The following is a 12,431-nucleotide window of genomic DNA, read 5'->3' on the forward strand; positions in this document are numbered from 1 at the left end:
AATGTATATACAGAACAGCTTTATTATGAATTGCCATATGTTTTCCATGAACGTTATGCTATCATCAAATTATACCTAAAATTATACCTTTGTAATATTTTTCAATACCCTGATTGAAGCTGCATATGACAATTTTCCTGGAGGTGCACCTATGAAAATCATCGATCTTACCCACACAATAAAAGAGGATATGCCCGTGTATCCGGGCACTGAGCCACCTTCGCTAAAAAGGGCAAATACAATAGAATCCGACGGTTTCGCGGAGCTTTTGCTTACTATGTATTCCCATACGGGCACTCATATAGACGCTCCATGCCACATGATCTCTGCTGCAAAGTCTCTGAGCGACTTCGCCGCCGATAAGTTCGTAGGAAAAGCCTGCGTTCTAGACTTTACAGGAATCGGCTCAAGTGAAATTGTCCTTTCCGATATTGTCGCCCATGAAGATAATATATCTAAGTCTGACTTTGTGCTTATAAGGACCGGCTGGGACAAATATTGGGGCCGCGACTCATATTTCGAAGGCTTTCCTGTGCTCAGCCCTGATGCGGCTAGGTGGCTGGCATCATTTGACATAAAGGGAGTAGGTATCGACGCCATTTCAGTAGACGGCGTCGGCAGCGAAACTTTCGATGTTCATTTTTCATTCATGCAAAAGGAAATCATAATAATAGAGAACCTTGCAAACCTCGATTACATTGAAGACGAATTTTTCATACTGAGCATTCTTCCTCTAAAGCTCCATGGCGCAGACGGTTCTCCAGTAAGAGCCGTGGCAATTGTAGGGGCTTAATATGAATACACCTAACCAGCTAACATAAGCCTTGCGCTGAAGCATAAAAGAAATACACCGACTGAGTAGTCAAGCATTTTCAAAATCCTCCCGTTGAGCATTCTACTGATTCTGTTTCCCAGTAGACTCATTGCTCCGAGGAATACAACTGTAGAAAGAACGCATCCCAGAGAAAAAATGGCAGTGCTGCCAATTCCCGAAAGCCTTCCCGAGCTTATTAGAGATCCAAATGTAGCTGACCAAAAGAGTATAGTAAGGGGGTTGAGTATAGTTAGCTTCATACCGTACATGAAGCTGCCTCCTTTCCCTGCATCCCCTCGGCTCTCCATGTTTCTATCAGCTTTCGCGCCTTTGATATATTTAAGGCCAAAATACGCCAGAACTGCCGAGCCCAGCCCTCGGACAAGCATATGGACTGCCTGGATTTCAAGCAGCGCTGCTACTGACGTGAACGACACGACAATATATGCGGCGTCGACTAGCGCCACAGCAATTGTCATTTTGAAAGCCTCCCTGAAACCTTCGCTGATCGACTTGTAAAATACGGCAAAGAATACAGGACCAACAGACAGCTGAAGCATCATACCGAGCGCAAAGCCCTTTAGAAAAACCATAATTCTCACCTTCTTCTGAATATGATAGTTCCCAAATATTAATAGCTTTCAAGAATTCTATGCATTTATCTCTTCCTTTACGCTCGACAGCACAATTATTGTGTTGGTCCTTTGCACTCCTCTTATCTTCTTTAGCCTGTTTGATATGAAATCCTCCAGATCTTTTGTATCCTTAGATACAACCTTGAGCAGATAATCATATTCACCCGCAAGATGGTGACATTCAAGCACTATGTTGAATTCAGCTATGGATTTTCTGAACTCATCAATATGCTCCGTCCTTTCTATGTTGACGAACAAAAACGCAAGCAGTCCATAGTTCATAAGCTCTCTGTTCAGGCTGAGAGTAAATTTTTCTATTATGCCCGATTCTTCAAGCTTTCTTATCCTTTCGGATACGGCCGGTATCGACAGATTGACAACCTTGCTGATGCATGAAACTTGCATTCGCGCATTGTTTTTCAGGCATTCCAGAATCTTTTTGTCTATGGCATCCATTCATAACCCTCTTTCCTGCTTAGTATTTAATTAATATTATATACTTTGCCGTAATATTGTAAACGTATCTGCATTATATCCAAAAAAAATTAAGTATAAATTCCATTGCATTAAATATTTAAATTTCACGTTTTGATTAACACTCTGCCGCTTAAATTTCTAAAGAAAAAAACAGGCTGCCGAATTTTTTTCGAACCGCCTGTTCTTATGCAAATATATTATTCTCTTTCATTTTTTACTTTGGGCACCGGGTGCCCAATTTTTTTATGCCTTACACCTTGAATATTCCTATCTCCTTCGAAAGCTCATCCACTATTCCATTGAGTTTCTTGGATGTTTCAAGTATTTCAAGTGTCATTGCCGACTGTTCCTGGGCCGATGCGCTAATCTGCTCTGTGGCTGCTGCCGACTCCTCTGCGATCTCCTGCATGCTGTTTACAGACATTATCACGGATTCCTTGGCGCTTGATACCACCTCAACATTCTCTCCTAGCAGCTCAACCTGTGTTATTACCTCTTGAGCCGAATCATTAATGGATTCGAAGGATACAACAGTCTTGCCGATATATTCATCAACTGCCTCGAATGTCTTTTCAGTAGAATCAACTGCCTGCGAAGTCGTTTCTATTGTAGAAAGCATGTTGCCTATTATACCTTCGATCTCCTCAACCTGCAATGCCGACTGCACAGCCAGATTTCTGACCTCTTCTGCCACTACTGCAAAACTCCTGCCTGCCACGCCCGCCCTTTCGGCCTCTATTGATGCGTTGAGCGCCAGCAAATTAGTCTGCTTGGCTATACCCTTTATTGCGTCTATTATCTTGCCCGCCGATTGAGAGCTTTCAGTAAGCATTTCCATATTCCTTGAAACCTCGCTCGAATAGCGCTTGTTTTCTGCAAATCTTTGCTCGAGCTCCGTAACCGACATCCTGCCTTCCTCGTTCTTGCTCCTCATCTGGCTGGCATTATCTATTGTTATCTCGAGATTTTCCTGTATGCTGTCTATCTTTGAGGAAAGCTCGTTGCTCATGCTTGCGCTCTTGCTTGCCTCCTCAGCCTGTGTAACTGTACCTGATGCAATTTCCTCTATCGTTCTTGAAATTTCGTTACTGGCTATGTTGACCTCCGTGCACGACATTGTGACCTTGTCTGATATCTCCTCGAGATTTGACATTGTCGAGTTTATAGTAAGTACAAGTTTCTTCATATTGTCGACTATTCCGTTCATACCGTCTGCAAGCACGCCAATTTGTCCCTTGTCGCTCACTACCACATTTTCAACTGTAAGGTCATACTGCGCTATTCTCTCGGCCGTCTCTGAGATCTGGGTTATCGGCCTTATTGCCCTTCTGAATATAACAAATACTATAAGTGATGCCAATGCTGCCATTATTGCGGATAGCATAAGCATTCTGTAACCCATTTGCTTTATGGCTGCGTATTCGCTTTCGACATTGCTGTCTACTCCCACTATACCGATTACTTTTCCTGCTTTGTCCTTTATCGGATAGTAAGCGGTAACTAGTGCCCCATATTCTTCAGTAACGTCTATTCTGTTTTCAGTATACCCGTTGCTAGATGCAAATGCATTAGAATAAATCTCGTCATATTCGTCTTCCAGGGCTCCCACATCCTCAGCATCTTCGGAGGCGTCGACTATGTACATATATTCGCCCGAGCTTCCTTGTCTGATCGTATATACAAATTTCAGATCCTGATCGACTCTTATCTGCTCGAGCATATCCCTTATTTTAATATACTCTTGGCTGCTCATATCCTCAGCCGTCTTTATCTTTTGAAATTCAGCCGGATCTATATTCTCGGCCGCTCTTTTAGCTATTCCCACAGTCCTTTTCCCAAGCGTGCTTGCAAGCATACTGTCGGACTGCATATACCCTATGTATGAAATTACAGAAGATGTCAGCAGTATTATAAGTACCATTATTGCTATGGCCTTGTTCTCCAGCCTGTCCTTAAAGCTGATTTTTTTCAAGAAATTCACCACCCTTATTTTATTTTTTGTAAATTGCTATTGTATTATTTTCTAAGCATTTTTAATATTATAGCATCATGTGAATTTATCGACAATTACAATTTTGCAAAATGCACTCGCTTATTTATACCTATAATGTGTCTGTTTAAACACCTGTCTGAATTTGGCCTATCAGCCTTTCAATTGGCTGTTCCTAGCGCTCTTTTCCTCACAAGCAAACTCAGACATATTATAGGAAGCCTGCATATATAATCTCGCTGCATTTGCTATTTATTCATACTATTACACTGGCATGTCCTTCGAGTATTTGAATAAGTATATAAAAAAAATGGGCACCGGGTGCCCATTTTTACGCCTGCTTTATTATTCGCTCTGAAAGCCTTGTGTTCCTGTCCACGATCTTGTTGTTTTTCACAGCCATTGCTATGGCTTTCTTGCTGCCTACAAGCACGAGGATCTGCTTTGCCCTGGTTATGCACGTATATATGAGGTTGCGCTGTAGCATGACAAAATGCTGCATTGTGATGGGCGCAACCACCACATTGTATTCGCTACCCTGGCTTTTGTGCACTGTGGTGGCATAGGCCAACACGACCTCGTTCATGTCAGAGGTGTCGTATTCAACCAGCCTGTCATCAAAGCCGATTGTCAGGCTTCCAGCCTCCCTGTCTATCTGCCTTATCCTGCCTATGTCGCCGTTGAATACATTCTTATCGTAGTTGTTCTTAATCTGCATGACCTTGTCTCCAACCCTGTATTCAACTCCGGCGTACCTGATGGAAACGCCCGAGGGGTTGAGCACCTCCTGCAGCGTCTGGTTGAAGCTAGCCGTTCCTGTGCTGCCCCTTTGCATGGGACATATGACCTGTATGTCATCCACAGCGTCGACCCCGTAGTACTTGGGCAGCCTGCTCGAGCAAAGCTCCCTTATAGTCAGCGCAACCTTTTCGGGATCCTCCTCCTCCATGAAGAAAAAGTCGGATTTTTTACTGTTTGAAAGATCTGGGAAGTTGCCTTTGTTTATCTTGTGGGCATTAGTTATTATCCTGCTGCCCATAGCCTGCCTGAAAATCCTCTCCAGCTTGACCACAGGAACCGCTCCGGAGGCTATTATGTCCTGGAGCACCTTGCCCGGACCCACAGAAGGCAACTGGTCCACGTCGCCCACCAAGATGACTACAGCCTCGTCCCTTACGGCCTTGAGTAACGTGTTCATCATGACTATGTCCACCATGGAAGCCTCGTCGATTACGAGCACGTCGCAGGTTAGCGGGTTGTCTTGATTTTTCTGGTAGCCCGCCGGAGGCTTGAACTCCAGAAGCCGATGTATCGTGAGCGCTTTTTTTCCAGTGGTTTCGCTGAGCCTCTTTGCCGCTCTTCCGGTGGGCGCTGCAAGCGACACCTTCGCTCCTAACCTTTCGAACATTTTTATTATGGCATTCGTAGTAGTCGTCTTTCCTGTTCCGGGGCCGCCCGTTAGCACCATGAATTTCGAGCTTACAGCCGTTCTTATCGCGTCAAGCTGAACCTTGTCGTATCTCATGCCCGACTCAGCCTGTATTGTCTCTAGCATTAGCCCTATGTCAAAGCCCTCATAGCCGCTCTTTTGCGACGCAAGCTTTACAATCCTCGACGCCGCTCCGATTTCGCTGTAATAGAGTCCCGGAATATACACCGCGGACTCCTCCTCTATAAGCAACGCCTCGGCGCTCATCTTGTCTATTGCGCGCTCAACCAGCTCGCTTTCAACTCCGAGCATCTCGCATGCACTTTTTACAAGCTCCTCTCGCAATGAAAAGCAGTGGCCGTCCGACGAAAGCTCCCCCAGCACGTAGACAGCGCCGGCGCAGCACCTTTCTATGGAATTCTCGTCGTATCCCATGTTCCGGGCTATTCCATCGGCCGTCTTGAAGCCTATGCCCCATATATCCTGTGCAAGCCTGTAGGGATTTTCCTTTACAAGCTCTATACTCTCGTTGCCGTAAGCTTTGTATATCTTTACGGCATACGAAGCCGACACGCCATTGCCTTGCAGGAAGAGCATTATGTTCTTGATATCCTTTTGCTCCTCCCAGGCCCGCTTAATCATCTGCACACGTTTTTCGCCTATTCCTTCTATCTGCATGAGCCGCTCCGTCTGTCTCTCTATTACATCTATGGTTTCCGTACCGAACATATCTACTATGCGCTTCGCATTCACAGGTCCTATGCCCTTGATGAGCCCGCTCCCCAGATACTTTTCAATACCCTTGACAGTCGCAGGGACAGTCTCTTCGTACTCGCTGGCGCAAAACTGCCTGCCGTACTGCCCGTTGTTTTTCCATACGCCTTTTACCTTTACGGCACTCCCTATGTTTACAGTCGCCATGTTGCCCACGACCGTAACCAGGTCATTAAAGCCCTTTGACTTTAGCTTTATGACGCTGAATCCGTTCTCCTCGTTCGAGTATGTAATTCTCTCTACTATGCCGCTTAAAAAATCCATATGGCTTCACCGCTCCACAATGCTGAAACTCGCGTTTGCAGCTCTCTTTTCATATATATTATACTATATTCATTCGCAAGAAAAGGGGCAGGACTTATTTTGTCCCGCCCCCTCATGCCTACTTGACCTTCACGCAGTTTCTTCCGCTCTGCTTTGCCTCGTAGAGCGCCTCGTCCGCCCTCTTGGCGACGCTGCTTTCGCTGTCCTCCGGTGTGAGCACCGATATCCCGAAGCTGCAGGTTATATGGCCGACCTTTTCAAAATCATTCTTCTCTATGGCCGACCTTATCCTCTCGGCAAGTCTTTTTGCATTGCGAAGTGGGGTATTCTTTGCCATTATTATGAACTCCTCGCCGCCCCACCTTGCAAACACGTCTGTAGCCCGCACCTGCTCCTTTACTACTCTTACAACCTCCTTGAGCACCAGGTCGCCCACATCGTGGCCGTATGTGTCGTTTACCCTCTTGAAATGGTCTATGTCGAACATTATCATTGAAAATTCAGCGCTGTGCTGCTTAAAGAGGGCTATTTCCTTTTCAAGCTCCCTGTTGAAATGGAGCCTGTTGTATATGCCTGTAAGCGCATCAGTGACTGAAAGTCTCTCAAGCATGTTCTTGGCATGCTTCTCCTCTGTCACATCGTTTAGTATGGCGAAGGCATAGCGTTTTTCTCCCAGACTGGTAATCGACATATTGACATTCATTTCCCTTATATCACTGCTGAATATCTTGTGCCCTTCGTCGTATCTCATGCTTCCGTTGAGCTTTATATACTCGAAATTCCTCTCTATTTCGCCGCGCTCAAGAGTACTTATGTCACTTATGTTCATTCCCACAAGCGGGTAGCCGTAGAATTCAAGCGCCGTCTTATTTGCATCGACTATCGTTTTGCTGTCAATGTCCATAAGGAACATTATGGAGCTGTGTGAGTGAAATATGTTCTTGAACATCTCCTCGACATTCTTCCTTGAAGTCGCATCCCTGTTTATGAGAAGAATCCTCGTAGTTTCCTTTGCTGCCCCGCTTATTACCTCGTAGTTGACCTCTATGTCCAGCTTTTCTCCTGTTTTTTTATTCCCTTGTATTCCATTATGGCTTTCTTGCTGCCTCTAATGGCCGACTCTATATTTCTTGAAATCATGCCTCTGTCCGTCGGATCCACAAGTATTTCCATATCCTTTCCTATGAGCTCGCCGATTTCGTAGCCGAATATCTTCGAAGTCGCAGGTGAGGCCATTTGTATTCTACCCCTTCTGTTTGTAACTACGATCGCATCAGGAGAGCATTCCACAAGGCCTCTGTGCAGAGCCTCCGATTCGCTTATCCTTTCCCTTGTCTTCACAACCTCGTCTATGTCTCTAAGCAGGAGCACAAAATATCCTCTCAACGGACTGAAGAGGTGCACGGAAACCCACTTGTCCGCATCGCCTACGTAAATCTCATCATCTATCTCCATATCATGCAGCGCCACGTCGGCATATTTTTTCTGCCAGTTCCTTCCTCCTATCGAGAATGCCTTGAACACCTCGGAAAGACTCTCCTTTTCTGCAAAGCTGCAGCCTGTTATACCCTTGAACGAGTTGTTGGCCTCTAGTATCAGGGCATCCTGGGGCTTGCCATATTCGTCGAACAAGATCTGGCAGTACGCAAAGCCGTCAGACATGTTGCTGAAAAGCGATCTGTACTTGTAGCCTGACACCTCTTCCGCCTGCATTATCTTCTTGACTGACCCGTGGAATATGTCAAACGAAGCATAGGCAAACACGCCTACAGCCAGGAACTGAATTCCCCTTATTGCCATCCCCGGCAAATCTGCCGACTGGCCCTGGGCCGCAAGCCTCCCCAAGTATTCATACTCTATGCCAAAAAGGCCCGCTGCCGCGGCCAGAGCAATCTGCCCTTTGCCAGTCCCGAATATCGAAACCATTATAAGGTATACTGTCATTATGAACATCGGCTCGTATAACTGCGACCTGGCCGCAAGCCTTATGCCTAATATGTCTATTATGAACATGTCTAATACCGTGCATGCCATTATTGCTATGAGCATGCCTGCAGCCTCTTTAGCCCTAGACTGAAATATGTATTTTATTGACAGCCCGCTTGCTACTATTACAGCCACAGCACTTGCATTGACTACCACAATCTTCTTTAGCCCGTATATATTTGAATTCTCGGCCATCCTTATGTAGGCAAAAAGCAGGCATATCGAAATAGTTATTATATTAACAAATAGGAGATATTTCATTTTTCTCGCAACAACCTGCGAATCTTCACCGTAGAGCTCAATTAGCTTCGCAGCAAGCCATTTTGAAGGATTTACAACTTTCACCATGCGAACCTCCTTCGTTTCGTCAAGTTTGCTTCTATTCCAGAAATAAAAAGACCTGTCCCTTATAAGTCTTGCCAGCAGGACTTCTGACATAGCTGCTTCTAACTTTATACCCATTTTTCTGACAGTATGCACTAAAACCGCCAAAATGCTCGGCTTATGCAAAAAAGAATCATGATTAATTTTTGCAATATTGTGAATTTTTCAAAAATATATTGACATTTCGCCTGCGCGGCATTAAAATTTTAAATATTAAAGTTTATATTAATCTAGTAAATTTAAATATTTCAATGCGTAGATGGAGACAGGCTTTTCAAGGCGGCGCTTGTAGAGAGTCAGTGGGTGGTGAAAACTGACAGTGCGTTTGAATTGCAAATCACTCCAGAGCAGCATTCTGAATAAAAGTAAGAATTGCCGGCTGGCCCCGATACAAAGCCCAGGGTTTGATTGAACCTATAAACGAGACGGCTTTTTTTGCCAATTAAGGTGGTACCGCGAGTATACAGCTCGCCCTTGAATTTTTGAGGGCGGGCTTTTTTGTTTTCAGCATATCAAGCTGCTGCCGGACATGCCGCTTTGACAAGCGGCATGTCCAATACTACATATGCATAGGCAGCAGTTGCAAATAAAAAAAGAGATTTCAGGGGGTATTTTTACAATGACAGTAAAGACTTTTTTCAAGAACCTAAACAACGGCGTTGACGTCAGCCTCGAGCAGATGAGAAAGGCTCAGGAACGCATAGCACCAGTGCTTGAAGACACAAGACTCATAGAGAGCCCAATATTCAGCAAGGAATCGGGAAATCGCGTGTTCATAAAGCCCGAAAACCTTCAGAAGACGGGAGCATTCAAGATAAGGGGAGCCTACAACAAAATAGCCCAGCTTTCCGACAAGGAAAAGAACATGGGCCTTGTGGCATCGTCAGCAGGCAACCATGCCCAGGGCGTGGCCCTGGCTTCAAGCCTTCTCGGAGTCAAATCCACAATAGTAATGCCTACAACTACTCCGCTTATAAAGGTGGAGTCCACCAGAGACTACGGCGCCAATATAGCGCTCTACGGCAACTGCTATGATGATTCCTACAACGAGGCTAGAAGACTTGAAGCGGAGCACGGCTACAAGTTCATACATCCCTTCGACGACTGGGACATAATGATAGGCCAGGGCACAATAGGCCTTGAAATAATGGACGAGCTCAAGGACGCAGACATAATACTAGTTCCAGTGGGCGGCGGCGGACTCATCAGCGGCGTGGCCCTTGGCGCAAAGCTCCTGAATCCTTCAGTCAAGGTTATAGGAGTAGAGCCTGAAGGCGCTGCCTCAATGAAGGCGTCTCTGGAAAAAGGCAGCGTTGCAACGCTTGAAAGTGTAAGCACGATAGCCGACGGCGTGGCAGTAAAGACCCCAGGAGAGCTGACATACTCTGTGTGCAAACATCTCGTGGACGACATAATAACAGTTTCAGACTTCGACCTTATGGAAAGCTTCCTGCTGCTGCTTGAAAAGCACAAAATAGTGGCCGAAAACTCGGGAATACTTCCTCTTGCCGCGCTCAAGAAGCTGGGTGTAAGGGACAAGAAGGTCGTATGCGTACTCTCAGGAGGAAACATAGATGTAGTAACAGTATCCTCCATGATAAACAGAGGGCTTGTTAGCAGATCCAGGATATTCTGCTTCTCAGTAGAGCTATTCGACAGGCCGGGAGAGCTGCTCAAGATATCCGAAATACTTGCAAGCGAAAGAGCAAATGTAATACAGCTTGAGCACAATCAGTTCAAGTCATTCGACAGACTTATGCAAGTGAATCTGGAGGTTACAGTCGAGACCAACGGCAAAATGCACGTGGACATGATAACGGCCGCCCTTGAAAAGCATGGCTACAAGATAACAAAGATATACTAAAAATATATTTATACTCCGATTAGCATCCAGCTCGCCCTAATTTTTTAGGGGCGGGCTTTTTTAATTTCCGGATATCACACTGATAAAGCTCTTCTAAACCTTTTGTTTTTTTCTAAAATATCGTATTTGTTTGTGAATTGAATACAACTCACTTGTATGTTATTATATTCTTAGACAATACAACGAATTTTTATTACATATGGCAGCAGCATACAGACTACAAAAGAAATCCGGGAGGAATATTATAAATGCCAGTTAATACATTTTTCAAAAACCCAAACAATGGAATTGATATCAGCCTTGAGCAGATGAGAAGGGCCCAGGAGCGTCTTTCTGCGGTTATTACCGACACAAGACTCATAGAGAGTCCAATATTCAGCAGCGAATGCGGAAACCGAGTGTTCATAAAGCCCGAGAACCTCCAGAAGACGGGAGCCTTCAAATTAAGAGGTGCATACAATGCCATCTCCCAGCTTTCCGACAAAGAGAAGAAAATGGGACTTGTAGCATCGTCCGCAGGCAACCATGCCCAGGGAGTGGCTCTGGCTTCGAGCATGCTCGGTGTAAAATCTACAATAGTAATGCCTACTTCCACTCCTCTTATAAAAGTGGAATCTACAAGGAGCTTCGGCGCGAACATAGTGCTCTACGGAGACTGCTATGACGATTCCTACAAGGAAGCCAGAAGGCTTGAAGCCGAGCAGGGCTACAAATTCATACATCCCTTCGACGACTGGGACATAATAATAGGGCAGGGTACTATAGGCCTTGAGATAATGGACGAGCTCAAGGACGCCGACATAATACTAGTTCCAGTGGGCGGCGGCGGACTCGTAAGCGGAGTGGCCCTTGGCGCAAAGCTCATAAACCCTTCGGTAAAGGTTATAGGAGTAGAGCCTGAAGGCGCTGCCTCAATGAAGGCATCTCTGGAAAAAGGAAGCATTGCAACGCTTGAAAGTGTAAGCACGATAGCAGACGGCGTGGCCGTAAAGACCCCGGGCGAACTTACATACTCTGTGTGCAAGCACCTCGTAGACGATATAATAACAGTTTCAGACTTCGACCTGATGGAAAGCTTCCTCCTGCTGCTTGAAAAGCACAAGCTTGTAGCTGAAAACTCGGGTATTCTTCCTCTTGCAGCACTCAAAAAGCTTAGAGTTAAAGACAAGAAAGTAGTATGTGTAATCTCGGGCGGCAACATAGATGTCATGGCCGCATCCTCAATGATCAACCGGGGTCTTGTTAGCAGATCCAGGATATTCTGCTTCTCTCTTGATCTCTTCGACAAGCCGGGCGAACTGCTCAAGATATCCGAAATACTTGCAAACGAAAGAGCCAACATAATACAGCTTGAGCACAACAAGTTCAAGTCATACGACAAGCTGATGCAGGTGACACTCGAAGCTACAGTCGAAACCAACGGAAGGGCTCATGTAGAAATGATAAAGGCCGCATTTGAAAAACACGGCTACAGGATAACTGAAAATATAGTTCCACACAAAAGCTGCTAAGCTAAACATCTCTATTCGTAGTCCCTTGAGGCCCTTAAGGCCCTCAGGGGACTTTTTTTGTAAAATTTAAAATTCAAGTGCCAATTTCTCTCGCCAAATGAATATATAGTATAGAGGGCTTTTTGAGCCTTCTTTTTATCCACTACGCAAGGAGTTTAATCAAAAAAAATTTGATCGCGACCCGAAAATGCCGGTCACGACCCAAAAATGCCGATTACGACCCAAAAATTCCGGTCGCGACCCGAAAATGCCGATTACGACCCAAAAGTTCCGATGACGAACCAAAAATTCCGGTCACGACCC

General features: G+C 45.3%; 10 protein-coding genes and 1 other annotated feature. Of the genes, 3 read left to right on the forward strand and 7 right to left on the reverse strand.

Features of this window, described 5'->3' with window-relative positions; genetic code table 11:
- The first annotated feature begins 151 nt into the window (after nucleotides 1-151).
- Complete coding sequence (locus tag EAL2_RS14625; RefSeq protein ID WP_025437099.1) at nucleotides 152-793, forward strand: cyclase family protein; 642 nt, start codon at nucleotides 152-154, stop codon at nucleotides 791-793.
- 11 nt (nucleotides 794-804) lie between these two features.
- Here EAL2_RS14625 and EAL2_RS14630 read toward each other — a convergent pair whose 3' ends face one another.
- From EAL2_RS14630 to EAL2_RS14655, 6 genes are all read right to left on the reverse strand, one after another.
- Nucleotides 805-1,407, reverse strand: coding sequence for a LysE family translocator (locus EAL2_RS14630; RefSeq protein ID WP_025437100.1), 603 nt, complete (start codon nucleotides 1,405-1,407; stop codon nucleotides 805-807).
- A 57-nt stretch (nucleotides 1,408-1,464) separates the two neighbouring features.
- The gene (locus EAL2_RS14635; RefSeq protein ID WP_025437101.1) at nucleotides 1,465-1,905 is read right to left on the reverse strand and encodes an Lrp/AsnC family transcriptional regulator; all 441 of its coding nucleotides are present in this window, start codon (nucleotides 1,903-1,905) and stop codon (nucleotides 1,465-1,467) included.
- A gap of 271 nt (nucleotides 1,906-2,176) precedes the next feature.
- Nucleotides 2,177-3,898, reverse strand: coding sequence for a methyl-accepting chemotaxis protein (locus EAL2_RS15885; RefSeq protein WP_025437102.1), 1,722 nt, complete (start codon nucleotides 3,896-3,898; stop codon nucleotides 2,177-2,179).
- 349 nt (nucleotides 3,899-4,247) lie between these two features.
- Nucleotides 4,248-6,383 (reverse strand): SF1B family DNA helicase RecD2, encoded by a 2,136-nt coding sequence (gene recD2 / locus EAL2_RS14645; RefSeq protein WP_025437103.1) that lies wholly within the window; start codon nucleotides 6,381-6,383, stop codon nucleotides 4,248-4,250.
- A gap of 118 nt (nucleotides 6,384-6,501) precedes the next feature.
- On the reverse strand, nucleotides 6,502-7,332 hold the full coding sequence (locus tag EAL2_RS14650; RefSeq protein ID WP_025437104.1) for a sensor domain-containing diguanylate cyclase: 831 nt from the start codon (nucleotides 7,330-7,332) through the stop codon (nucleotides 6,502-6,504).
- A gap of 95 nt (nucleotides 7,333-7,427) precedes the next feature.
- Nucleotides 7,428-8,831 carry a PAS domain S-box protein gene (locus EAL2_RS14655; protein WP_158408952.1) on the reverse strand — a complete coding sequence of 468 codons (1,404 nt, stop codon included), beginning with the start codon at nucleotides 8,829-8,831 and terminating at the stop codon, nucleotides 7,428-7,430.
- Between the two features lie 169 nt (nucleotides 8,832-9,000).
- Nucleotides 9,001-9,232, forward strand: a binding site (T-box leader).
- Between the two features lie 200 nt (nucleotides 9,233-9,432).
- Between EAL2_RS14655 and ilvA (EAL2_RS14660) the strand changes: the two genes are divergently transcribed.
- Nucleotides 9,433-10,617 (forward strand): threonine ammonia-lyase, encoded by a 1,185-nt coding sequence (gene ilvA, locus EAL2_RS14660; RefSeq protein ID WP_041693334.1) that lies wholly within the window; start codon nucleotides 9,433-9,435, stop codon nucleotides 10,615-10,617.
- A gap of 308 nt (nucleotides 10,618-10,925) precedes the next feature.
- Entirely contained in the window at nucleotides 10,926-12,128 is a 1,203-nt protein-coding gene (gene ilvA, locus EAL2_RS14665; RefSeq protein WP_041693335.1) for a threonine ammonia-lyase, read from the forward strand.
- Between the two features lie 11 nt (nucleotides 12,129-12,139).
- Here the strand turns inward: ilvA (EAL2_RS14665) and EAL2_RS15890 are convergent, their stop codons facing one another.
- Nucleotides 12,140-12,271 carry a hypothetical protein gene (locus EAL2_RS15890; protein WP_278246866.1) on the reverse strand — a complete coding sequence of 44 codons (132 nt, stop codon included), beginning with the start codon at nucleotides 12,269-12,271 and terminating at the stop codon, nucleotides 12,140-12,142.
- Nucleotides 12,272-12,431: the final 160 nt, after the last annotated feature.

The sequence above is a fragment of the Peptoclostridium acidaminophilum DSM 3953 genome, from assembly GCF_000597865.1.
GTDB classification, from domain to species: Bacteria; Bacillota; Clostridia; order Peptostreptococcales; family Peptostreptococcaceae; genus Peptoclostridium_A; species Peptoclostridium_A acidaminophilum.

What these genes read in the sequence shown, in the direction of transcription:
- recD2 (WP_025437103.1), bottom strand. Translation starts at nt 6,383, where the DNA reads ATGGATTTTTTAAGCGGCATAGTAGAGAGAATTACATACTCGAACGAG.
- EAL2_RS14630 (WP_025437100.1), bottom strand. Translation starts at nt 1,407, where the DNA reads ATGGTTTTTCTAAAGGGCTTTGCGCTCGGTATGATGCTTCAGCTGTCT.
- EAL2_RS14625 (WP_025437099.1), top strand. Translation starts at nt 152, where the DNA reads ATGAAAATCATCGATCTTACCCACACAATAAAAGAGGATATGCCCGTG.
- ilvA (WP_041693335.1), top strand. Translation starts at nt 10,926, where the DNA reads ATGAGAAGGGCCCAGGAGCGTCTTTCTGCGGTTATTACCGACACAAGA.
- EAL2_RS14635 (WP_025437101.1), bottom strand. Translation starts at nt 1,905, where the DNA reads ATGGATGCCATAGACAAAAAGATTCTGGAATGCCTGAAAAACAATGCG.
- EAL2_RS14650 (WP_025437104.1), bottom strand. Translation starts at nt 7,332, where the DNA reads ATGTTCAAGAACATATTTCACTCACACAGCTCCATAATGTTCCTTATG.
- EAL2_RS14655 (WP_158408952.1), bottom strand. Translation starts at nt 8,831, where the DNA reads ATGGGTATAAAGTTAGAAGCAGCTATGTCAGAAGTCCTGCTGGCAAGA.
- ilvA (WP_041693334.1), top strand. Translation starts at nt 9,433, where the DNA reads ATGAGAAAGGCTCAGGAACGCATAGCACCAGTGCTTGAAGACACAAGA.